At 66.0% G+C, this 20,545-nt stretch carries 21 protein-coding genes and 3 tRNA genes; 10 read left to right on the top strand and 14 right to left on the bottom strand.

Annotated elements, in window-relative coordinates; translation table 11 throughout:
* Window position 1 precedes the first annotated feature (1 nt).
* Together AC3WJR_RS07525 and AC3WJR_RS07520 are read left to right on the top strand one after the other, a co-directional pair.
* Window positions 2-78, top strand: a tRNA-Asp gene (locus AC3WJR_RS07525).
* A 78-nt stretch (window positions 79-156) separates the two neighbouring features.
* Window positions 157-233 (top strand) — tRNA-Asp (locus tag AC3WJR_RS07520).
* Window positions 234-295: 62 nt separating this feature from the next.
* On the opposite strand, the gene AC3WJR_RS07515 is transcribed toward AC3WJR_RS07520, so the two are convergent.
* The 4 genes from AC3WJR_RS07515 to AC3WJR_RS07500 all read right to left on the bottom strand — a co-directional run bounded on the left by AC3WJR_RS07515 (window position 296) and on the right by AC3WJR_RS07500 (window position 2,146).
* Window positions 296-508: a DUF2842 domain-containing protein gene (locus AC3WJR_RS07515; RefSeq protein WP_492723559.1), complete on the bottom strand. Its 213-nt coding sequence runs from the start codon at window positions 506-508 to the stop codon at window positions 296-298.
* Window positions 505-1,086 carry a 5-formyltetrahydrofolate cyclo-ligase gene (locus AC3WJR_RS07510; protein ID WP_492723557.1) on the bottom strand — a complete coding sequence of 194 codons (582 nt, stop codon included), beginning with the start codon at window positions 1,084-1,086 and terminating at the stop codon, window positions 505-507. The genes AC3WJR_RS07515 and AC3WJR_RS07510 overlap by 4 nt, the downstream gene beginning before the upstream one ends.
* Before the next feature lie 446 nt (window positions 1,087-1,532).
* Window positions 1,533-1,832: a cell division protein ZapA gene (locus AC3WJR_RS07505; RefSeq protein WP_492723555.1), complete on the bottom strand. Its 300-nt coding sequence runs from the start codon at window positions 1,830-1,832 to the stop codon at window positions 1,533-1,535.
* The gene (locus AC3WJR_RS07500) at window positions 1,832-2,146 is read right to left on the bottom strand and encodes a hypothetical protein (RefSeq protein WP_492723553.1); all 315 of its coding nucleotides are present in this window, start codon (window positions 2,144-2,146) and stop codon (window positions 1,832-1,834) included. The genes AC3WJR_RS07505 and AC3WJR_RS07500 overlap by 1 nt, the downstream gene beginning before the upstream one ends.
* Window positions 2,147-2,315: 169 nt before the next feature.
* On the opposite strand from AC3WJR_RS07500, the gene gap reads away from it, so the two are divergent.
* The 3 genes from gap to AC3WJR_RS07485 are packed head-to-tail and all read left to right on the top strand — an operon-like array spanning window position 2,316 to window position 4,982.
* The gene (gap, locus tag AC3WJR_RS07495; RefSeq protein ID WP_492723551.1) at window positions 2,316-3,326 is read left to right on the top strand and encodes a type I glyceraldehyde-3-phosphate dehydrogenase; all 1,011 of its coding nucleotides are present in this window, start codon (window positions 2,316-2,318) and stop codon (window positions 3,324-3,326) included.
* Window positions 3,326-3,784 carry an MOSC domain-containing protein gene (locus AC3WJR_RS07490; protein WP_492723549.1) on the top strand — a complete coding sequence of 153 codons (459 nt, stop codon included), beginning with the start codon at window positions 3,326-3,328 and terminating at the stop codon, window positions 3,782-3,784. The genes gap and AC3WJR_RS07490 overlap by 1 nt, the downstream gene beginning before the upstream one ends.
* A 4-nt stretch (window positions 3,785-3,788) precedes the next feature.
* A complete protein-coding gene (locus AC3WJR_RS07485) occupies window positions 3,789-4,982 on the top strand; it encodes a phosphoglycerate kinase (RefSeq protein ID WP_492723547.1) in 1,194 nt (397 codons plus the stop codon).
* 285 nt (window positions 4,983-5,267) lie between these two features.
* Here the strand turns inward: AC3WJR_RS07485 and AC3WJR_RS07480 are convergent, their stop codons facing one another.
* The gene (locus tag AC3WJR_RS07480) at window positions 5,268-5,780 is read right to left on the bottom strand and encodes a hypothetical protein (RefSeq protein ID WP_492723545.1); all 513 of its coding nucleotides are present in this window, start codon (window positions 5,778-5,780) and stop codon (window positions 5,268-5,270) included.
* 122 nt (window positions 5,781-5,902) lie between these two features.
* On the opposite strand from AC3WJR_RS07480, the gene AC3WJR_RS07475 reads away from it, so the two are divergent.
* Window positions 5,903-5,979: transfer RNA gene (locus AC3WJR_RS07475), tRNA-Arg, on the top strand.
* Between the two features lie 196 nt (window positions 5,980-6,175).
* Here AC3WJR_RS07475 and AC3WJR_RS07470 read toward each other — a convergent pair.
* The 3 genes from AC3WJR_RS07470 to cysD form a co-directional block, all read right to left on the bottom strand.
* Complete coding sequence (locus AC3WJR_RS07470) at window positions 6,176-6,928, bottom strand: 3'(2'),5'-bisphosphate nucleotidase CysQ (protein WP_492723543.1); 753 nt, start codon at window positions 6,926-6,928, stop codon at window positions 6,176-6,178.
* Window positions 6,925-8,889, bottom strand: a complete 1,965-nt coding sequence (gene cysN, locus AC3WJR_RS07465; protein ID WP_492723541.1) for a sulfate adenylyltransferase subunit CysN — start codon at window positions 8,887-8,889, stop codon at window positions 6,925-6,927. Before cysN ends, AC3WJR_RS07470 begins: the two co-directional genes overlap by 4 nt.
* 62 nt (window positions 8,890-8,951) lie before the next feature.
* Window positions 8,952-9,854, bottom strand: a complete 903-nt coding sequence (gene cysD / locus AC3WJR_RS07460; RefSeq protein WP_492723539.1) for a sulfate adenylyltransferase subunit CysD — start codon at window positions 9,852-9,854, stop codon at window positions 8,952-8,954.
* 181 nt (window positions 9,855-10,035) lie between these two features.
* Between cysD and AC3WJR_RS07455 the strand changes: the two genes are divergently transcribed.
* The gene (locus AC3WJR_RS07455; RefSeq protein ID WP_492723537.1) at window positions 10,036-11,058 is read left to right on the top strand and encodes a beta-1,6-N-acetylglucosaminyltransferase; all 1,023 of its coding nucleotides are present in this window, start codon (window positions 10,036-10,038) and stop codon (window positions 11,056-11,058) included.
* Here AC3WJR_RS07455 and AC3WJR_RS07450 read toward each other — a convergent pair.
* The 6 genes from AC3WJR_RS07450 to AC3WJR_RS07425 form a co-directional block, all read right to left on the bottom strand.
* Complete coding sequence (locus AC3WJR_RS07450) at window positions 11,009-11,224, bottom strand: hypothetical protein (protein WP_354280712.1); 216 nt, start codon at window positions 11,222-11,224, stop codon at window positions 11,009-11,011. The genes AC3WJR_RS07455 and AC3WJR_RS07450 overlap by 50 nt on opposite strands.
* Window positions 11,225-11,326: 102 nt before the next feature.
* Entirely contained in the window at window positions 11,327-12,592 is a 1,266-nt protein-coding gene (locus AC3WJR_RS07445) for an N-succinylarginine dihydrolase (RefSeq protein WP_492723534.1), read from the bottom strand.
* Entirely contained in the window at window positions 12,589-13,605 is a 1,017-nt protein-coding gene (locus AC3WJR_RS07440) for an arginine N-succinyltransferase (protein ID WP_492723532.1), read from the bottom strand. Before AC3WJR_RS07440 ends, AC3WJR_RS07445 begins: the two co-directional genes overlap by 4 nt.
* Window positions 13,602-14,810: a hydrolase gene (locus tag AC3WJR_RS07435; protein ID WP_492723530.1), complete on the bottom strand. Its 1,209-nt coding sequence runs from the start codon at window positions 14,808-14,810 to the stop codon at window positions 13,602-13,604. The genes AC3WJR_RS07440 and AC3WJR_RS07435 overlap by 4 nt, the downstream gene beginning before the upstream one ends.
* A gap of 153 nt (window positions 14,811-14,963) precedes the next feature.
* Window positions 14,964-15,443: an RNA pyrophosphohydrolase gene (locus AC3WJR_RS07430; RefSeq protein ID WP_492723528.1), complete on the bottom strand. Its 480-nt coding sequence runs from the start codon at window positions 15,441-15,443 to the stop codon at window positions 14,964-14,966.
* The gene (locus AC3WJR_RS07425; protein WP_492723526.1) at window positions 15,440-16,438 is read right to left on the bottom strand and encodes an alpha/beta hydrolase; all 999 of its coding nucleotides are present in this window, start codon (window positions 16,436-16,438) and stop codon (window positions 15,440-15,442) included. The genes AC3WJR_RS07430 and AC3WJR_RS07425 overlap by 4 nt, the downstream gene beginning before the upstream one ends.
* Window positions 16,439-16,486: 48 nt before the next feature.
* On the opposite strand from AC3WJR_RS07425, the gene AC3WJR_RS07420 reads away from it, so the two are divergent.
* The 3 genes from AC3WJR_RS07420 to AC3WJR_RS07410 all read left to right on the top strand — a co-directional run bounded on the left by AC3WJR_RS07420 (window position 16,487) and on the right by AC3WJR_RS07410 (window position 20,535).
* A complete protein-coding gene (locus AC3WJR_RS07420) occupies window positions 16,487-17,389 on the top strand; it encodes a histone deacetylase family protein (RefSeq protein ID WP_492723524.1) in 903 nt (300 codons plus the stop codon).
* A 102-nt stretch (window positions 17,390-17,491) separates the two neighbouring features.
* Window positions 17,492-19,504, top strand: coding sequence for a 2-oxoacid:acceptor oxidoreductase subunit alpha (locus AC3WJR_RS07415; protein ID WP_492723522.1), 2,013 nt, complete (start codon window positions 17,492-17,494; stop codon window positions 19,502-19,504).
* On the top strand, window positions 19,501-20,535 hold the full coding sequence (locus AC3WJR_RS07410) for a thiamine pyrophosphate-dependent enzyme (protein ID WP_131527783.1): 1,035 nt from the start codon (window positions 19,501-19,503) through the stop codon (window positions 20,533-20,535). The genes AC3WJR_RS07415 and AC3WJR_RS07410 overlap by 4 nt, the downstream gene beginning before the upstream one ends.
* Window positions 20,536-20,545 lie beyond the last annotated feature (10 nt).

Below are 20,545 nucleotides of genomic sequence, written 5' to 3'. Positions count from 1 at the left end.
AGCGGGTGTAGCTCAGTTGGTTAGAGCGCCGGCCTGTCACGCCGGAGGTCGCGGGTTCGAGCCCCGTCACTCGCGCCATCCTTCCGAAATTTTCGGTGCAGGGTGGTGTGGAACGTGTCATAATCCGTATCTCGGGCCCTAACCGGTCCGATCTGCGCGGGTGTAGCTCAGTTGGTTAGAGCGCCGGCCTGTCACGCCGGAGGTCGCGGGTTCGAGCCCCGTCACTCGCGCCATTCCTTGCCCCTCGGGCGGCGGGAATGGCGCTTCGCACTATGGTTCGATCAGCGCGGCGCGTTCAGCCCCAGCGTCCGGTTTCCATCCAGACCAGCATGCGCCTGAGCGGCAGCACCCAGATCCACGCAATCCCTGCGACCAGATAATAGACCGCCTGCAGCAGCGGATGCCATCCGCCCACGACGGTGGACAGGCTTGCGGCGAGCACGCACCAGATCGTCACTGCAGCGAGAATCACGAGCATCCCCACCGGTTTGCGCCAACTCGGGGTCATTGTGCTGAGTCCATCGTTCGGGCGATCCATCCGCGTTCGGTGATGATCGCGTGGAGCGGCATGTCCCACGCGTCGGTCGGCAGGATGTCGACCTGTTGCACGCTCCACGCAACCCCGATCCTGCGCGCTTCCGGATAGGCCGCGAACGCGCGATCGTAATAGCCCGCGCCCTGACCGAGCCGGTCGAGCTTCTCGTCGAACGCGAGGAGCGGGGTGAGGATGATGTCGGGCGCGAGGGCGAGTGATTCGGCATGGGGCTGGCTGAGGCCGAACGGGCCGGGGTGGAGATCCTCCGCCGGATCCCAGGCAAGGAAGCGCATCGGCGCGGCGCGCGTGGTGACGTGCGGCAGCGCGATGCGGCATCCCGCGGCCAGGGCGGCGCGGACGAGCGGGGCGGGGTCTGCCTCGCTGCCGACGAAAATGTAGGCGGTGAGGGTGAGGCCGGGCTTGAGGAGCGCCAGGAAGGGGGCAGGCGGGGTGAGTTCGGGGGCGGCGGCGGCGTGGAACGCGTCGCGCGTGGCGCGGACCTTGGCGCGGAGCGCGGGTTTGTCGGTTGCGGGGGTGGCGGGGGGCTTCATTTGGCGAGTGATAGGCTGAAGCCGCGTTGGGCGTCGATAGCGTCGCGGCCACCCACCGCACCCCGTCACCCTGAACTTGTTTCAGGGTCCACTGTGGTGCGCGCTCTGCGGCCGCAGGATTGGCGGCACGGTGGATCCTGAAACGAGTTCAGGATGACGGTTGTGTTGGCGTGGGCGCTGTCATTGCGACGGCGTGGTCGCGGCTCGCGCTCACCTGCCTCGAAGCCCTCATCGACGCGGACGGACGCAATTACAATAAGCGGGTGGCGGGACCGCCGTGGCCGTGTGCCGGGTTATCCTCTGACGCACGGTACGTCAGGTGGGGATCATGTGCGTCGGGCCAGGGCCCGGGCAGGGACAACCCCCTTGGATGAAGAATAGCCTCAGGGATAATAAAGGCTCGTACCGGGCAGTGCCCGCCACCGATGGATATAGGCGCTCGCGTCCTATTGCTCAAGCCGGTGCGCGAGCAATTCGAGTTGCTCGGCCACCAGCCCGAGCAGGACTTCGTCGGTATTGATCGCCGGGGCGACCGCGGGGCGGCGATCGGCCTCGTCGAGCGCATCGGCGAGCATCAGCGCGATGAACAGCATCGTGCGCTCCCCGCTCAGTCCGGCCGAGGCGCGTTCCGCGACCTCATATTTGCTGGCGAGCATCGCACCGAGGCGGCGGAGGTGTTCTTCCTGCCCGTCGGGGCAAGCGACGGTGTGACGGCGCGTGCCGATCGTGAGCGTAACCTCGGCCATCAGGCGTCTTCCCCCTTGTCGACAGTCCTGTTGTCATCGCTTTCGGCGTCGCCATCAGCCCCAGCCTCGGCCTCGGCTTCAGCCGCGTTGGCGGCATCCGCCGCGGCAAGGACCGTATCGAGCGTCGTGATCGCCTGGGTCATCCTGTCGCGCAACACGTCGTGACGCTGCTCCATTCTGGTCATGTCGTCCACGCGCTTGCGCGTCGCGACGTCGATCCGCGTGAGCGCATCCTCGATGCGATCGATCAAGATCCTTTGCGCGTCTTCGGGGGATACTGCTGAGGGTGCCTGGGTGGCGGTGGGGTCTGCCATCGTCGCGAGATAGCATGGCGCAGCGCCGCGACAAGGCGCATTTGTGACGTCTTTGCGTCATGCCGGGCGGTTGACGCGCCCGCTTGCGCCCCGCAAAGACGCGCACGTCCAATAAGAGTCGGCGCTGGCCCGTGGCCGCGCCCGGCACAAGCTTGAGGAGCGCATCACGATGACGGTCAAGGTAGCGATCAACGGTTTCGGGCGCATCGGTCGCCTCGTCGCGCGCGCCATTCTCGAACGCGCCGATTGCGGACTCGAACTCGTCACGATCAACGATCTCGCCGACGCCAAGTCGAACGCGTGGCTGTTCAGCCGCGATTCGGTCCACGGCCGCTATCCGGGCGAAGTCTCGGCCGAGGGCAATGACCTGGTCGTCGACGGCAAGCGCATCCGCGTCACCGCCGAGCGTGACCCCGCCAATCTGCCGCACGCCGAGCAGGGCATCGACATCGTGCTCGAATGCACCGGCTTCTTCACCGATCGCGAGAGCTGCCAAAAGCATATCGACGCGGGCGCCAAGCGCGTGCTGATCTCGGCACCGGGCAAGGGCGTCGACCTGACGGTCGTCTACGGCGTCAACCACGACAAGCTCGAAGCGGGTCACACGATCGTGTCGAACGCCTCGTGCACGACCAACTGCCTCGCGCCGGTGGCCAAGGTGCTCAATGATTCGATCGGGATCGAACGCGGCCTGATGACGACGGTCCACGCCTATACCAACGACCAGAAGATCCTCGATCAGATCCACCCCGATCTGCGCCGCGCGCGTGCCGCCGCCATGTCGATGATCCCGACCACCACCGGTGCTGCCCGCGCGGTCGGCGAGGTTCTGCCCGAGCTCAAGGGCCGGCTCGACGGGTCGGCGATCCGCGTTCCCGTGCCGGACGGCAGCCTGGTCGACCTGACCTTCATGCCCAAGCGCGACACGACCAAGGAAGAGGTCAACGCGATCCTCAAGGCAGCATCCGAAAGCGGCCCGCTCAAGGGCGTGCTGGTGTATTCGGACGAGCCGCTGGTTTCGATCGACATCGTCCACACGCCCGCGTCGTCGACGATCGACAGCCTCGAGACCACCGTGCTCGACGGCAAGCTCGTCCGCGTCGTCAGCTGGTACGACAATGAGTGGGGCTTCTCGAACCGCATGATCGACACCGCGGGGGCGATGGGCAAGTTCCTCTGATGGGAACGCTGGCGGGGATCGCTCGCCACGGTCGCCCCAAGGGACCGATGGAGACCATCGACCACGTCGAGGTGACGCTGGAAGGCGGTCTCCACGGAGACTTTCGGGGGGCGATCAAGCCCGGCGGCAGAGGGCGGCGTCAGGTGACGCTGCTCGAGCGCGGCGACTGGGAGGCTGCGCTGGCCGAGGTCGGGCATAGCCTGCCGTGGCAGGAACGGCGCGCCAACCTGCTGGTCGACGGGCTCGACCTGCCGCAGGTGGCGGGCGCGCGGGTGCGGATCGGCGATACGGTCGAGCTGATGATCACGCGCGAGACCGATCCGTGCGAGCGGATGGACGCGCTCGCGCCGGGCCTGCGCGCGGCGCTGACGCCCGACTGGCGTGGCGGCGCGTGTTCGCGCGTGGTGGTCGGCGGGACGATCCGCGTCGGCGATACGATTATAGTTCTCGAGGAGTGACGACATGACACGGGCCTTCAAGACGCTGGACGATATCGGTGACGTTCGGGGCAAGCGCGTGCTGGTGCGCGAGGATCTCAACGTGCCGATGCAGGACGGCGCGGTCAGCGACGACACGCGGTTGCGTTCCACGCTGCCGACCGTCACCGAGCTGGCCGACAAGGGCGCGATCGTCCTGATTCTTGCGCATTTCGGGCGTCCCAAGGGCAATCCTTCCGCCGAGCTGTCGCTTGAGCAACTGGTCGAGCCTTATGCCAATGTGCTCGGGCGGCCGGTTACCTATGTCGACTGGGAAGGCGATGCGGCGGCGGTTGCCGCGCTTGCACCGGGCGATGTCGCGATCCTCGAGAATACGCGCTTCTTCGGTGGCGAGGAGAAGAACGATCCGGCGGTGGTCGATCGGTTTGCGGCGCTTGGCGACTTTTACGTCAACGACGCTTTTTCCGCCGCGCACCGCGCACATGCCTCGACCGAGGGGCTGGCGCACAAGCTGCCCGCATTCGCCGGCCGCGCGATGGAGGCCGAACTCGATGCGCTCGACAAGGCGCTCGGCAACCCCGAGCATCCGGTTGCGGCGGTCGTTGGCGGGGCGAAGGTTTCGACCAAGCTCGACGTGCTCAAGCATCTCGTGACCCGCGTCGATCATCTCATCATCGGCGGTGGCATGGCGAACACCTTCCTCGCGGCGCGCGGTGTGAACGTCGGCAAGTCGCTGTGCGAGCATGAGTTGACCGGCACCGCGGACGAGATCTTCGCGGCGGCGGACGGGGCCAATTGCACGATCCATCTGCCTTATGACGTGGTGGTCGCGAAGGAATTCCGCGCCAACCCGCCGATCCGCACGGTCAACGTGCATGAGGTCGCAGCGGACGAGATGATCCTCGACGTCGGCCCCGCCGCGACCGAGGCTTTGGCCGATGTTCTCAAGAACTGCCGAACCTTGGTGTGGAACGGGCCACTTGGCGCGTTCGAGACGCCGCCGTTCGATACGGCGACGGTTGCCCTGGCGAAAACCGCGGCGGCGCTGACCAAAAGCGGGTCGCTCGTTTCGGTCGCCGGCGGCGGGGATACCGTTGCTGCGCTCAATCAGGCGGGCGTGGCGGACGACTTCACCTTCGTCTCGACCGCTGGCGGCGCGTTCCTCGAGTGGATGGAAGGCAAGGACCTTCCCGGCGTCGCGTCGCTCGCGCGCGGCTAAGCTTTCGGCATATTTGAACGACTTCTGTTCTCCCGCGAAAGCGGGAGTTCTGCAAAACCGTTCGTCATCCTGAACTTGTTTCAGGATCCAGTCCACCGCGAGTCCGGACTATGCCTGTTCCGCGGTGGATGTTGAAACAAGTTCAGCATGACGGCAGCTTTTGGGGCGCGGGCTGGCGATCAAACCGCCGACTACCGTTATGCAGAGGTCTCGCGAAAGCGGGAGTCCAGGGGGCCGGGAACAACAGGTGTTGAACGGCTAGGCCTTCACGGGACCACAGCTACGTCAGGCGGGCTTTAACCGCGCCTGGATCTCCTGAATGCGTGCCGCTTGCCTCTGAAGTGCGGCCTGCGCCTTCTGCCGCAAGGTCGCGATCGCGGGATAATCCGGCTTGCCGGCCGCGGCCCGGGTCAGCGCCAACTCATCCAGATCGGTAATCGCGGACGACGTCGTGGCGCGCAGCCCGTCGAGCTGCCCCAGCGCTGTCTGCGCAGCGATCCAGCGCTCGCTGCCCACCGCATCCCCCTGCGCAGCTCTGGCGAGGCGGTCCGCGCCGTCCGCAGCGGCTTCGAACGTCTTGCCCGCAGCATCGATCGCCTTCTCCAGATCGACCAGCGTCGCATCGGTGGCGGGTTCGGCCTCGATGATCGTGACCGGCGCGACCGGCTCGGCATCGCTGCGCGATTCGATCGGGCGGGGCAGCAGCGATGGGAAGCTGGCAGCGCGCGGTGCGGCGCATCCGCCGGTCAACAGGAGCAGTGCCACGACAATGCGGCGCGGATGTGGACGGTTGGTCATCTGCAATCGCTCTATGCGGATGCTTCCGCGTTCGCAACGTTCGAGGATCACCACAAAAAAATGCGGCAATGCGGAAAAGTTCTTGCGCCCCCCGAACGGCCCGGCTAACAGCGCGTCTCCAGGCACCCATAGCTCAGCTGGATAGAGCATCAGACTACGAATCTGAGGGTCGGGCGTTCGAATCGCTCTGGGTGCACCATCTATTTCCGCGGGAGCGGGCAGGGGTCGGGACAGCAATGTTCCGGCCCTTTTTGCGTCCAGGCGCAGTGGTTTGCCGTGTTCCTGCACAGGCAGGAACCCAGAGTAGCATACGCTATCAGGCGTTGTTCGGTTGAACCCTGGGCTCCTGCCTTCGCAGGAGCGCTGCAACGATCAACTGTGCCGCAGACGGCAGCTTACGCGCTTGCCTTGGCAACCTCGGCCAACACGCGCTCGGCATATTCGGGACGGCAGATCAGCACGTCGGGCAGCAACGGATCGCGGCAATTATAGACGAGATCGCTCCCGTCGATCCGCGACGTATGCAGCCCGGCGGCGCGTGCGACCGCGACGGGGGCGCAATTGTCCCATTCATACTGTCCGCCCGCGTGAAGGTAGATTTCAGCGCGGCCGTCGACCACCGCCATTGCCTTCGCCCCGGCCGACCCCATCGGGATCAGTTCGGCGCCAATCGCCACGGCGACTGCGGTGACGATCGGGTGCGCGCGCGTGCGGCTGACGACCATCCTGGGGCGCGCCGGGGCGGCGTCCCATTGCGGCGGCGCATCGTCGGAGGCGAAGACCCGCTCCGCTGCGGGGAGTGCGACCGCCCCGACCGCGGGCACGCTGTCGATCGAGAGCCCGATATGCACTGCCCAGTCGTCACGCCGCTCGCGGAATTCGCGCGTGCCGTCGAGCGGATCGACGACCCACACCCGCCGTTCCGCGCAGCGAAGCCCGTCATCTGCGGATTCTTCGGAAAGGATGAAGTCGTCGGGGCGTGCCTGGCGTAGCAGGTCGAGGATCAGGACATTCGCCTCGGCATCGCCACGCGGACCGAGATCCGCATCCGCGCACGCCCCGGCCACGCACAGATCGCGCAACAATGCCGCCGCCGCCAGCGCGACGCTCCTCGCGACCTGCGCATCTGTCTGATCGAGGTGGCTCAAAGATCGGGGCTCCACACACCAAGGATATGTTCGACAATTCGCTCGGCCGCAGCTTCGGGGCTTTCGCGGGTGGTGTCGATCCGGATGTCGGGACGCTCTGGCGCCTCATATGGGCTACTGATGCCGGTGAAGTTGGCGATCTCGCCGCTGCGCGCCTTGGCGTAGAGCCCCTTGACGTCGCGTGCCTCGGCTTCCGCCAGCGGGGTGTCCACGAAGATCTCGACGAATTCGCCCGGCAGCATCGCCCGCACCATGTCGCGCTCGGCGCGGAACGGCGAGATGAACGCGGTCAGCACGATCAGCCCGGCGTCGGTCATCAACCGCGCGACCTCGCCGATCCGCCGGATATTCTCGACCCGGTCGGCATCGGTGAAGCCCAGGTCCTTGTTAAGCCCGTGACGCACATTGTCGCCGTCGAGCAGGAAGCTGTGGCGGCCGAGCGCGAACAGCTTCTTCTCGACCAGATTCGCGATGGTCGACTTGCCCGACCCCGACAGGCCGGTGAACCACAGCAGGCGAGGGGTCTGCCCCTTCTGTTGCGCATGTGCTTCGCGCGTGATGTCGATCGCCTGCCAGTGGACATTCTGCGCGCGGCGCAACGAGAAGCTTAGAAGCCCGGCGGCGACGGTCGCGTTGGTGGTGCGGTCGATCAGGATGAACCCGCCCAGGTCCGCGCCGTCCTCGAACGGTTCGAACACCAGCGGGCGATCGGTATAGACTTCCGCCACCCCGATGTCGTTGAGGCTGAGCGTCTTGACCGAGAGTTCGGCCATCGTGTTGACGTCGATCGCGTGGCGCGGCTCCTGCACCGTTGCGCCGACGGTCTGCGTGCCCAGCTTGAGCCAGTAGCTCCGCCCGGGCAGCAACGCGGTTTCGCCGAGCCACACGATCGTCGCCTGGAACTGGTCGGCGACTTGCGGCGGCGCATCGGCGGTGGCGAGAACGTCGCCGCGCGAACAGTCGATCTCGTCCGCGAGCGTCAGCGTGACCGACTGGCCCGCGACCGCCTGGGGCAGGTCGCCGTCCATCGTCACGATCCGCGCAACCCGCGACGTGCGACCGCTCGGCAGGACGCGGACGGGATCGCCGGGGCGGACGGTCCCGCTCGCGATCAGCCCGGAGAAGCCACGGAAGTCGAGGCTCGGGCGGTTGACCCATTGCACCGGCAGTCGAAACGCGCGCTGCTGCGCGGCGTCGGTGCCGATATCGACGGTCTCGAGATGCTCGATCAGCGTCGGCCCGGCGTACCACGGCATCGTGTCCGATCCCGCGGCGATATTGTCGCCCCCGAGACCCGAGATCGGAATGGCGGTGAAGTCCGCGATGCCGATCGAGTCCGCAAAAGCGCGATAGTCGGCGACGATCCGGTCGAACACCGCCTGGTCATAGCCGACGAGGTCCATCTTGTTCACTGCGAGCACGACGTGGCGCAGCTTGAGCAGGTGGACGAGGAAGCTGTGTCGGCGGGTCTGAGTCAGCACGCCCTTGCGCGCATCGATCAGGATCACCGCGGCGTCGGCGGTCGAGGCGCCCGTCACCATGTTGCGGGTATATTGTTCGTGCCCGGGCGTGTCCGCCACGATGAACTTGCGCTGCGCTGTCGAGAAGAAGCGGTACGCGACGTCGATCGTGATGCCCTGCTCGCGTTCGGCCGCAAGGCCGTCGACCAGCAGCGCGAAATCGATGTTCTGCCCCTGCGTGCCGACTCGCTTGCTGTCCGCCTCGAGCGCGGAAAGCTGATCGGCGAAGATCGCGCGGGTGTCGTAGAGCAGGCGGCCGATCAGTGTCGACTTGCCGTCATCGACCGACCCGCAGGTGATGAAGCGGAGCAGCGACTTGTTTTGGTGCTGGAGGAGATAGGCGCCGATGTCCTCCGCGATGAGGGCGTCGGGCCGATACTCCCTCTCCCCGCTTGCGGGGAGAGGGCCGGGGAGAGGGGCAGTATCGAGCGGTGTCGCCATTGGCAGCCCCTCTCCCCGACCCTCTCCCCGGAGGGGAGAGGGAGAAAATGTGGTGCCGCTCATCAGAAATACCCCTCCGCCTTCTTCTTTTCCATGCTCGCGCTCTGGTCGTGGTCGATCGCGCGGCCCTGGCGTTCGCTCGTCGTGGTCAGCAGCATTTCCTGGATCACCTGCGACAGGTCGCTCGCCTCGCTCTCGACTGCGCCGGTCAAGGGATAGCAACCCAGCGTGCGGAAGCGGATCGAACGCTCGACCGGTACTTCGCCGGGGGCGAGCCGGAAGCGGTCGTCGTCTACCATCAGCAGCATTCCGTCGCGCTCCACGGTCGGGCGCGGCGCGGCGAGATACAAGGGCACGATCTCGATCTGCTCGGCCAGAATATATTGCCAGATGTCGAGCTCGGTCCAGTTGGACAGCGGGAAGACGCGCATGCTTTCGCCGCGCGCCTTGCGCGCATTGTAGAGCCGCCACAGTTCGGGGCGTTGCGCTTTCGGGTCCCAGCGTTGATGCGCGTTGCGGAAGCTGAAGATCCGCTCCTTCGCGCGGCTCTTCTCCTCGTCGCGCCGCGCCCCGCCGAACGCCGCATCATAGCCGCCCGCGGTGAGCGCCTGCTTGAGCCCTTCGGTCTTCCACAGATCGGTGTGGAGGCTGCCATGATCGAACGGGTTGATCCCCTGCGCCTCGGCGTCGGGGTTCTTGTGGACGATCAGCTCCATTCCGGCGTCGGCGGCGGCACGATCGCGCAGCTCGTACATCGCGCGGAATTTCCACGTCGTGTCGACATGGAGCAGCGGGAAGGGCGGCGTGCCCGGGAAGAATGCCTTCTTGGCCAGATGCAGCATTACCGCCGAATCCTTCCCGACCGAGTAGAGCATCACCGGCCGTTCGGCTTCGGCGACGACTTCGCGCAGGATGTGGATGCTTTCGGCCTCTAGGCGCTGCAAGTGAGTAAGCGAGACGGTCATGGTTGGCCTGAATAAGGCACATTCGGGACAAGGCGACCAACTTCTACTGTTGGCTAAGAAAGCTGACGGCACCTTGGCCTGCCGTTGTGGGACACCGCCGTGCCGCGAGTCGCTTGCGCCGTACGTGCCCGACAGGTAGCGATGATCCGTCGTGTTCCCAGTAGCGTAGCGTAGAGTATTGATGGATAATATTCCAAGTATCGCGCCACGCGCAGGGCGCAGTGCGTCCAATCGCATCGGGTTCGTGATCCTGTCGCATGGGGATCAGGCGTTGCTGGCGCGGCTCGTCGCGCGGCTCGACGACCTGTACGGCAAGCCGCCGATCGCCTGCCATCACGACTTTTCGCAATCCCGCATCGACACAGCGGCGTTCGCGGACAACGTCCGTTTCGTGAAGCCGTCGGTCGCGACCGGCTGGGGGAAGCTGTCGGTCGTGACGGCGGGGCTGGCGGCGCTGCGGCTGCTGGTCGAGACCGCCGACCCAGACTGGTTCGTGTTGCTCAGCGCAACCGACTATCCGGTGCGCTCCGCCGAGGCGGTGCTTGCCGAACTCGAATCGGCGCCGTTCGACGCCTATCTCGATGCGCGGCCCGTGCGCGGGCAGGCGCCCGGCGCCGCGACGTTCGGCGGTGCGCCCAATCCCAAGCTCGATCACTTTGTCCTGCCAAGCAATATCCAGCTCAAATGGCGGTTCTACGTCGGGGCACAATTGTGGGTGCCGGTCGTCAAGAACAAGCCGCACTGGCGGCTCGGGCGCGTGACTTTCCCGCTGCCGTTCGCCGCGTCGGGGCCATTCGGGCCAAGCTTTTCAGCCTATTACGGAGATCATTGGTTTACCGCCAACCGTCGCGCGGCGGCCGCGTTGCTGAAGGACGATGACCGGGCGCAGGCGCTGCGCAAGCATCTGGTCCGCCGCGCGCAGGCGGACGAATGCTATTACCAGACGATCCTCGCCAATACGCCCGGCTTACGGATCTGCCTCGACAACAAGCGCTATGCCGAGTGGAATGGCGGCGGCGCGCATCCGGTGGCGGTGGAGGTCGACCACGTGCCCGCGATCCTCGCCTCGGGCCAGCATTTCGCGCGCAAGTTCGCGCTCAAGTCGCCCGCGATCGCCGAGATCGACCGCGCCGTCGATGCCGGCGTGGCGGATGTCAGCCGTGATCGAGCTCGACCGAATCCAATATCCGCGCGCCGGCCATGAAGACCGCGATCGGGCAGACCGCAAACAGAAGCCAGCCGCCGAAACCGGGATATTGCTCGAGATAATGCGCCCCGCGCTCGACGGCGCCGACCGCCAGGGCGTAGATCACCCCAAAGGCTTCAAATTTGTTCTTGATGACGAACAAGCTGGCGAATTTGCTCCACATGCAACCATAACAGCAACAACCGAGCCAACCGCGGATTGCGGTCGGTTCACCTTAACGGCCGTGGTTAATCGTAAGCTAACGCGACGATAGTACGCCGATCCGTCAGGTGAGGACGCTCAGATCCAGGGATGCCAGCAAGGCGTTCCGTGCCGCACGGATCGTGCTCACCAGTGCGAGATCGGGTACCTCGCCGAGGATCTGCGACGGCACGATCGTTTCGGGCCAATAGTCTGCGATGATCGCGGAGATGCGGTCGAGCTTTGCCGCATCGACGAGAAAACGCGGATCGATCGTGGCCGGATCCGCAACGACGCGGAGCCGTAGACAGGCTGGCCCGCCGCCGTTCGCCATCGATTGCCGCACGTCCACCGTCCTGAACGCGCGGATCGGGCCGTTGCTCTCGGTCATCTCGGTCAGGTACGCCGCGACCGCCGGATCACCGGATGCTTCGGCGGGGACGATGAGGGTCATCCGTCCATCCGCTGGCGTGACGAGCTGCGCATTGAACAGATAGGACTTCACCGCCTGAGCCAGCGATACCCGGTTGGCGGGAACCTCGACGATCTCGACGAACGGCGCCGCTGCCCTGATCGCGGCGTAAGCGGTGGCGGGATCGGCGAACGCCTGTTCGTGGACGAACAGTACGCGTTCGTTGGCGACCGCGACGACATCGTTGTGGAATGCGCCCGCCGCGATCGCCTCGGGCGATTGTTCGATGAACACGGTCCGAGCAGGGTCGAGGCGGTGCGCGCGCGCGATTGCCGCGCTGGCGTCGCGCGACTGGCGCGCGGGGAAGGCGCCACCCGTGACGCCATAGACGAACAGTTCGACACCCGCCTCGCCGTGCGCAGGCGCCAGACGCATATGGTTCGCAGCACCCTCATCGCCGAACGGCGCGGGGATCGGCGCATGATGTACGAAGCACGCAGGATCCGCAAAGGCGAGCGCGAGCTGGCGCGCGGTCTGCGCGGCTTCGTGGCTGCGATGCGGCATGGTGACGAGATTGGCGGGGGTAAAGTGGCACCGCCCGTCCGCGCTATCCGCGGCGGGGGAGACCGTTGCGGCATTGGCCGCCCACATCGCCGACGCGGACATCGCCTGAGCGCGCAGGATAGGCGGTGCGTCAGCATAGGTCGTGGCCAAAGACGCGAGCCAGCGATCGTCGGGGCGGTCGTGCGGCAGCAGGATTCCCTGCACCAGACCGAGCGACAGAGCAGTGCGCATCTTGTCGATCCCCTCCAGCGCGGCGCGGCGCGGGTAGGATGGCGTGCCCGCATTCTGGGTCGCCGCCAGATTGCCGTGGCTCAGCCCCGCATAATTATGGCTCGGGCCGATGATCCCGTCGAAGTTAATTTCGGTCGTCATCATACTCTCGCGACATGGCAGACATCGGTATCCTCGGCGATCTCGAGCGCGCGCGCGGATTTGGGGGATATCACCACGCCACCGGTACACGGCCGGACATCTCCATAAACGCACCGAAACTCCGACAGCCGACCGCTGGCGATCAGCGACGGATCGCCGCCATCGAAATCCAGCGCGACGACGTTGGCGGACCGGACGTCTCGGATCGTGCGGACCGAATCCGTCCGCGCAATCATGGTCGGGCCGCCATCGAAGATGTCGACGTAATTCTCATACGCAAACCCTTCGTTTTCCAGCATTCTCATTGCCGCGCGGCCGGAGGGATGCGGCAATCCGATCACCGCGCGCGCGGTCTCGGGCAGCATCGCGGTGTAGATCGGATGCTTCGGGAACAGGTCGGCGATGAACTGATGCCCCTGGACCGCATTGAACTGGTCGGCATCCTGGAAGTTCATCCCGAAGAACCGCCCAGCAAGCCCGTCCCAGAACGGCGATCCGCCTGCCTCGTCGATGATCCCGCGAAGTTCGGCGAGCACCCGGTCGGCGAACCGCTGGCGGTGCTTGGCGATGAACAGATAGCGGCTCCGCGCAAGCAGCAGCCCAAGGCCCCCCGCACGTTCGCCGGGATGAAGGAACAACCCGCCGACCTCGCTGCAGCCCTCAAGGTCGGTGGTCAGCCCGAGCATATCCGCCCGGAAGGTGCGGTTGAGTTCCTTGGAATGCTGGGTCAGCGTGCCCAGCCGGTAGCTGTAGAAGGGGTAGCTTTGCCCAACATGCGTGAAGATCTGGCAGGTGCCCCGCACCTCGCCGGTCTCGGTATTCTCCAGCACCAGCACAAAGAGGTCGTCTGCCTTGGCATTGTCATCCCGTGCGAACGCCGCAGCGCTCCGCTCGAGCTTGGTGGCAAGCGCGGTGCGATCCGGCGGGAGGTTGGTGAAACCGCCGCCCGTCAGTTTTGCCATTTCGTACAAGGGCTTGAGGTCGGCGTCGCGCGCGGCGCGGATACGGTAGGTCACAACTGGCCCTTTTCGGCGATACGCAAGATGGTGAGCGCGGACAGCGCCGCACGTTCGGGAAGGGAGTCGACGATCAGATACTCGTCGGGCGAATGGATCGCGCCGCCGCGCGCACCCATCGTGTCCACGACGGGAATGCCGCACGCCGCGATCGTGTTGCCGTCGCACACGCCCCCGGTGGCGCGCCAGCCGATGTCGAGGCCGAGGTCGGCGCCGCAGGCCTTGACCAGATCGAACAGCTTTGCGGCACCTTCGTCGATCGGTTTTGGCGGGCGGTTGAAGCTGCCGTGGAGCGCGATGGTGACGTCATGCTGCGCCGCGACCGCAGCGATCGTCGTGTCGAGCAACGCCTGCGCGCGGGCGATCGCACCGTGATCGGCGGGGCGGAAGTTGAGCCGCAGCACGGCGTGGTCGGGAATGACGTTGTTGGGGCCACCGCCTTCGATCCGCGCCGGGTTGACCGCGAGGCCAGCACCCCGCGCCGCATGGAGCCGCACAGCAAGGTCCGCCGCCGCGACGATCGCATTGCGACCCTCCTCGGGATTGCGTCCGGCATGTGCACTGCGCCCGGTGACGACGATCGAGAAATTGCCCGTCCCCCCGCGCGCGCCAGCGAGCGTGCCGTCGGGAAGGGCGGGTTCGTAGGTCAGCGCGGCGATCTTGCCCTGTGCGCAGTGCCGGATCAGCGCGGTGGACGAGAAGGAGCCGGTCTCCTCATCGGAATTGATGACGACATCATAGCCGATCCGTTCCGCAAGCGGGCTGCTTTCGACCGCGATCAGCGCGGCGAGCATCACCGCGAGCCCGCCCTTCATGTCCGCGACGCCGGGTCCGTTGAGGCTCCCGTCGTCCCGCATCGTCAGCAACTGGAACGCGTGATCGACCGGATAGACCGTGTCCATATGTCCCGTCAGCAATAGCTGGACTGGCGCGTCAGGCCGGACGCGAAGATGCAGGTGTCGGCCATGATCAAGCACCGCGACACTTCCATCCGAGCCTACGCTCTCGGCAGTATCCCCCTCGACGAGCGTGACTTTTCCGGGAAGCTTACCGAATGCCGCAATGAGCCTTTCCGCAACCTCCGCCAGCCCGCCAAGATTGCGCGTTCCGGAATTGACCGTCGACCATTGCTCGACCTGCCGCAGCATCGGCTGCGCGCGCGCGACCGCGATCGCCGCGATTTCGTGTTCGTTTAATCCCCTCATCCGAGCAGCCTAGCGTTTCATCTCGATCGGCTCCAGCCCGTTGCAAACGAAACGATCTGCGGCCCCGGCAAGAAGGTGGTCGTGGTCGAGCTTCCGCAACGCATCACCCCAGGGCCATCCCGAAGTGATGCATCCTTGCGAGGAAGACTGCTTTCAACCGAGATGGTCGGCAAACGCCTCAAGGACTTGCCGATACAGCGGTGCCTTGAATGCGACGATGATGTCGGGAAGCGCCGCCGGGTCCACCCACATCCATTCCTTGAATTCCTCATGCTCGGTCGCGATGTCGATGTCGCTGTCCAAGCCCTTGAAGCGATAGAGAAACCACGTCTGTCGCTGGCCGCGCCACTTGCCCTTCCACACGCGCCCGACCAGCTCGTCCGGCAGGTCGTAGAACAGCTCTTCGGGCGACACTGCGATCAGGTCGACCTTGTCCGCGGTGATCCCGGTCTCCTCGCGCAACTCGCGCAGGGCTGCCGTTTCCGCATCCTCGCCGTCGTCGATCCCACCCTGCGGCATCTGCCACGCCTCGACCTCGGTATCGATCCGCTGGCCGACGAACGCCTTGCCCTCGGCATTGAGGATCATCAGCCCGGCACACGGGCGATAGGGAAGTGTCCTTGGGTCGGTCATGCGGCTTGCTCCATCACGCGCTGGGCTTCGGCCTCGGCGATGATCGCCTTTGCGGCGGTCAACGCGCCTGCGACGTCGCCGACCGACGACGGGATCGCCTTTCGCAGCGTGATGAAGCCGTGGATGTTCCCGACGGCCTCGCGGAACACCACCGCAACCCCGGCCTCCGCCAGAGCCGCGGCATAGGCGCGACCCTGGTCGCGGATCGGATCGAGGCTGGCGGTGACGATGACGGCGGGGGGCATGCCGCGCAGATCGCCTTTGAGCGGGGAGGCGCGGACATGCTCCGCCTCGGCCTGATAGGCGGCGTTGAACCAGTCCATGCTCGCCCGCGTCAGCAGATACCCCTCGGCAAAGGCCGAATAAGACGGATATTCCCGCGTCGTGTCGGTTGCGGGGTAAAAGGGCAGGTGCGCGATCACCGGCACGGCGGCAGGCGCGTCGCGCAGGGCGGCGGTCACGACGATCGCCAGGTTACCGCCCGCGCTGTCGCCGCACGGGATCAGCGCGGTCACGCTCCGTCCGAGCTCTGCGGGCGATCCCGCCGCCCAGCGGGCTGCGGCTTCGCAATCGTCCGGCGCGGCGGGCCACGGTGCCTCGGGCGCCAGCCGATAATCGACCGCGAGCACGGGCAGATCGAGCGTACGCGACACCTCGGCGCAGAAGCTGGCGTGGGTGTCGAGATCGCCAATCACGAACCCGCCGCCGTGGTAGAACATCACGAGCGGGCCGGGCAGGCGGCTTTCCTGCACGTCGAACAACCGCGCCGGGATCGCCCCGGCGGGACCGGGAATCGCGATATCCCGGATCGTCCCCAGTTCGCCGACCGGCGGGTCCGCGACGTCCTTCATCGCCTTGTAGGTCGCACGTGCCGCTGGCGGCTCCATTTCGTGCGTGCGCGGGCCGGGGAGGTTGTTGAGGAACGCGAGGAAGCCCGCGACATCGGGGCGAACATAGGGGGAAGGGGTTTGGGGCGGGGTGCTGCTGTCGGCCATGCGGCGCTCTCCATTGGTCTCTGCCAGTCTCATGCCTACCTAGGCAGGATGATCCCGGTCGTCCATCACCCCGCCTATGTCGCTACCGGACAGGCAAACAATCCCAGCCAGCTCAGCAAGAACGCGGCGATCCGCAATCGCCTGGAGGCGGAAGGCGCGGGGGTCGCGTGGCATGTGCCCGACGCGATGCCGCTATATTGGCTCGAGGCGGTGCACGACGCCGACTATGTCGCTGAAGTGCTCGGCGCCCGCGTCCCCCGCGAGAAGGAGCGCCGGATCGGCTTCGCGGTGACCGAGTCGGTCGCGGCGCGCGCGGCGGTGGTGCCCGGCGGCACGTGGCTTGCCGGAAAGATCGCGCTGGAACGCGGGTTCGCCGCCAATACCGCGGGCGGCAGCCATCACGCGCTCGCGGCGACGGGGGCGGGCTATTGCGTCTTCAACGATCTCGCGATCGCGGCCGTGCGGCTCGCGGAGGAGGACGGCTTGCGCGTGCTGGTGGTCGATTGCGACGTCCATCAGGGCGACGGTACCGCTGCACTGACCGCCGGCTATCCCCAGATCGCGACCTACTCGATCCACGCCGAGAAGAACTTCCCGGTGCGTAAGGCGCGCTCGACACTCGATGTCGGCCTGCCCGATGCGACCGGCGACGCGGCCTATCTCGCGACGCTCGAGTCGACGCTGGTGCCGATGCTCGACGAGGTTCGACCGCAGATCATTCTCTACCAAGCCGGAATCGATCCGCTCGCGAACGACCGGCTGGGGCGGCTCGCGCTGACCGATGAGGGGCTGGTCGCGCGCGAGAATCTCGTCGCGCGGATTGCGATCGATCGGGGCATTCCACTGGCGAGTACGGTCGGTGGCGGCTATGGCGCGGACACGGTCGCGCTTGCCGAACGGCATGTGCGGGCGATCCTGACGCTCGGCACGGCCTTCGCCGCGGCCGGGTGACCGGAAAGCAGCGGTTGCACCGCCCTTTACTGAAACTACCTTGGCCCTGCGCCGTTCGAGGCATAAGGGCATGACAACGATTACCCGTAGGACAAGACGCTGATGGCGACCGCCGCGCACGAAGTTACCCCCCAAGAAGCCTCCGCCCACCCCACCGCAGAGTCCGTCGTCGTCCGGTTCGCCGGCGACTCGGGTGACGGTATGCAGTTGACCGGGGGGCAGTTCACGCTGTCGACCGCGCTGTCGGGCAATGATCTGGCGACCTTCCCGGATTTCCCCGCCGAAATCCGCGCGCCGCAAGGCACGCTGTTCGGTGTGTCCGCGTTCCAGATCAACTTCGGCTCGACCGCGATCGAGACTGCGGGCGACGCGCCCGACGTGCTGATCGCGATGAACCCGGCGGCTTTGAAGGTGAACGCGCCTGCGCTGAAGGCCGGTGGCCTGATCATCGCGGACGAAGGCGAGTTCGGCGAGCGCAACCTCGCCAAGGCGAAATACGCCGCCAACCCGCTGACCGACGGCAGCCTCGCCAAGTGGCAGCTCCTCAGCTTCAACATCTCGCAGCTGACGCTCGACGCGGTGAAGCCGTTCGGCCTTGGCAACAAGGAAGCGCTCCGCTGCAAGAACATGTGGACGTTGGGGCTCGCGCTCTGGATGTTCGATCGGGATCGCGCGCCGATCGTCGACTGGCTCAAGACCAAGTTCGCCAAGGCCCCAGTGCTGGCGGAAGCCAACATCGCCGCCTTGAACGCTGGCCATGCTTACGGCGAGACCGCCGAACTGGCGGGCCCGATGAAGCAGCATCACATCGGCGTCGCACCGACCGCACCCGGTCTGTACCGCACCGTCACCGGTGCCGAGTCGATCTCGCTCGGGCTGGTGGCAGGCGTCCAGCTTGCCGATGTTCCGATGTTCTTCGGCGGCTATCCGATCACGCCTGCGTCGGCGATCCTGCACTTCCTGTCGCGCCTCAAGGAATATGGCGTCACCACCTTCCAGGCGGAGGACGAGATCGCCGCGATCGCCTCGGCGATCGGTGCGTCCTATGCAGGCCAGCTTGGCGTCACCTCGTCGTCGGGCCCGGGCATCGCGCTCAAGGGCGAGGCGATGGGTCTCGCGATCATGACCGAGCTGCCGCTCGTCATTGTCAACTCGCAGCGTGGCGGCCCGTCGACCGGCCTGCCGACCAAGACCGAGCAGTCGGATCTGTATCAGGCGGTCTATGGCCGTAACGGCGATGCGCCGATGCCGGTTCTCGCCGCACGCTCGCCGTCGGATTGCTTCGACGTCGCGATCGAGGCGGTGCGGATCGCGGTCCAGTACATGACCCCGGTGATGCTGCTGACCGACGGCTATATCGCTAATGCGGCCGAGCCGTGGCTCGTCCCCGACATGTCGACCTATGCGCCGTTCCCGGTCGAGTATCTCGAAGAAGTGCCCGAGGGTGGCTTCCTGCCCTATGCGCGCGACGAGAATCTCAAGCGTCCATGGGTCAAGCCCGGCACGCCCGGCCTGCTCCACCGCATCGGCGGGATCGAGAAGGCGATCGGCACCGGAAACATCGATTATGGTGCCGAAAACCACCAGAAGATGACCGAAATCCGCCGCGACAAGGTCGCGAACATCGCGGTGCCCGACCAGACCGTCGAGCTCGGCGAGACCTCGGGCAAGCTCGCGATCGTCGGCTGGGGTTCGACTTTCGGGCCGATCCACCAGGCGGTCCGCCGTGCGCGCGCCAAGGGCCGCGACGTGGCACACATCCACATCCGTCACATCTGGCCGATGCCCGCAAATCTCGGTGACTTGCTAAAGGGTTACGACACGATCGTCGTTCCGGAAATGAACACCGGGCAGCTCAAGACGGTGCTCCGCGACCAGTTCCTGGTCGATGCCAAGCCGCTCAACAAGGTGTCGGGCCAACCGTTCCTCATCTCCGAGATCGAGGACGCGATCGACGGGCATCTGCCCCCCGAGGGCGAACTGCTGCCCGCCGACAACCAGCAACTGACCACCGACGAATCCGGCCACGACGACGGGACGCTGCACGGCCATGCCGACGCGCCGCCGTCGCTCGATCCGGTTGACGCCCTGTCCGACAAGGGACCTTTCGCATGAACGACATGACCCCCATCGCCAAGACGACGCCGAAGGACTGGGAAACCGATCAGGAAGTCCGCTGGTGCCCCGGCTGCGGCGACTATGCCGTGCTCAAGGCGGTCCAGCGCACCATGCCCGAAATCGGCGCGCGTCCGGAAAACACCGTGTTCGTCAGTGGCATCGGCTGCTCGTCGCGCTTCCCTTATTACATGGAAACCTACGGCTTCCACACGATCCACGGCCGCGCGCCGGCGGTGGCAACGGGCGTCAAACTCGCTAACCCCGATCTCGACGTCTGGATCATCACCGGGGACGGCGATGCGCTGTCGATCGGCGGCAACCACACGATGCACCTGATCCGCCGCAATCTCGATTGCCAGGTGCTGCTGTTCAACAACGAGATCTACGGCCTGACCAAGGGGCAATATTCGCCGACATCGCGCGTCGGCACGCGCACGCCCTCGACCCCGTTCGGCTCGGTCGACACCCCTGCCAACCCGTGTGCGTTTGCGCTCGGGGCAGGCGGCCGGTTCATCGCGCGCGCGATCGACATCCACAAGAACCTCGTCGGCGTGTTGAAGGCAGCACATGCGCACAAGGGCACCGGGTTCGTCGAGATCTTCCAGAACTGCATCGTCTATAACGACGACGTCTTCGCGCCCTTCACCGAGAAAAAGAACGCGGGCGCAAACCAGTTGTGGGTCGAGCACGGCAAGCCGTTGCTGTTCGAGGCCGGCACCAAGGGCTTGGCGATGGACATGGAGCGGCTGGTGCTCAAGGTCGTCGACGTCGTCGACGGCGACTGGGCGGCGGCTGGCGTGATTGTGCATGACCAGACCAACCGTGGGTTGGCGCACATGCTGGTCGAGATGCCCTTCGGTATGTTCCCGATGGCGCTCGGCGTGTTGTTCGACGATCCGCGCCCGACCTTCGAAAGCGCTGTCGTGACGCAGAATGCGGAAGCGGCGAAGGGCAAGACGCCCGACCTGCAGAAGCTGCTCTCGCAGGGGCAGACGTGGCAGGTGGAGAAAGAACCGCATTCGATGTGATCTTTCTGCC

It is taken from the genome of Sphingomonas sp. FW306-05-A (genome assembly GCF_058782275.1).
The sequence above is the reverse complement of the archived record's forward strand: the minus strand, read 5'-3'. Positions and strand labels throughout refer to the sequence as shown.

Bases quoted from the DNA above. Each gene is read 5' to 3' on its own strand.
- AC3WJR_RS07455 (WP_492723537.1), top strand. From the start codon at position 10,036: ATGGATAATATTCCAAGTATCGCGCCACGCGCAGGGCGCAGTGCGTCC.
- cysN (WP_492723541.1), bottom strand. From the start codon at position 8,889: ATGGCGACACCGCTCGATACTGCCCCTCTCCCCGGCCCTCTCCCCGCA.
- AC3WJR_RS07505 (WP_492723555.1), bottom strand. From the start codon at position 1,832: ATGGCCGAGGTTACGCTCACGATCGGCACGCGCCGTCACACCGTCGCT.
- AC3WJR_RS07450 (WP_354280712.1), bottom strand. From the start codon at position 11,224: ATGTGGAGCAAATTCGCCAGCTTGTTCGTCATCAAGAACAAATTTGAA.
- AC3WJR_RS07510 (WP_492723557.1), bottom strand. From the start codon at position 1,086: ATGAAGCCCCCCGCCACCCCCGCAACCGACAAACCCGCGCTCCGCGCC.
- AC3WJR_RS07425 (WP_492723526.1), bottom strand. From the start codon at position 16,438: ATGGCCGACAGCAGCACCCCGCCCCAAACCCCTTCCCCCTATGTTCGC.
- AC3WJR_RS07500 (WP_492723553.1), bottom strand. From the start codon at position 2,146: ATGGCAGACCCCACCGCCACCCAGGCACCCTCAGCAGTATCCCCCGAA.
- AC3WJR_RS07415 (WP_492723522.1), top strand. From the start codon at position 17,492: ATGGCGACCGCCGCGCACGAAGTTACCCCCCAAGAAGCCTCCGCCCAC.
- AC3WJR_RS07420 (WP_492723524.1), top strand. From the start codon at position 16,487: ATGATCCCGGTCGTCCATCACCCCGCCTATGTCGCTACCGGACAGGCA.
- AC3WJR_RS07445 (WP_492723534.1), bottom strand. From the start codon at position 12,592: ATGATGACGACCGAAATTAACTTCGACGGGATCATCGGCCCGAGCCAT.
- cysD (WP_492723539.1), bottom strand. From the start codon at position 9,854: ATGACCGTCTCGCTTACTCACTTGCAGCGCCTAGAGGCCGAAAGCATC.
- AC3WJR_RS07490 (WP_492723549.1), top strand. From the start codon at position 3,326: ATGGGAACGCTGGCGGGGATCGCTCGCCACGGTCGCCCCAAGGGACCG.
- AC3WJR_RS07480 (WP_492723545.1), bottom strand. From the start codon at position 5,780: ATGACCAACCGTCCACATCCGCGCCGCATTGTCGTGGCACTGCTCCTG.
- AC3WJR_RS07410 (WP_131527783.1), top strand. From the start codon at position 19,501: ATGAACGACATGACCCCCATCGCCAAGACGACGCCGAAGGACTGGGAA.
- AC3WJR_RS07515 (WP_492723559.1), bottom strand. From the start codon at position 508: ATGACCCCGAGTTGGCGCAAACCGGTGGGGATGCTCGTGATTCTCGCT.
- AC3WJR_RS07430 (WP_492723528.1), bottom strand. From the start codon at position 15,443: ATGACCGACCCAAGGACACTTCCCTATCGCCCGTGTGCCGGGCTGATG.
- gap (WP_492723551.1), top strand. From the start codon at position 2,316: ATGACGGTCAAGGTAGCGATCAACGGTTTCGGGCGCATCGGTCGCCTC.
- AC3WJR_RS07485 (WP_492723547.1), top strand. From the start codon at position 3,789: ATGACACGGGCCTTCAAGACGCTGGACGATATCGGTGACGTTCGGGGC.
- AC3WJR_RS07435 (WP_492723530.1), bottom strand. From the start codon at position 14,810: ATGAGGGGATTAAACGAACACGAAATCGCGGCGATCGCGGTCGCGCGC.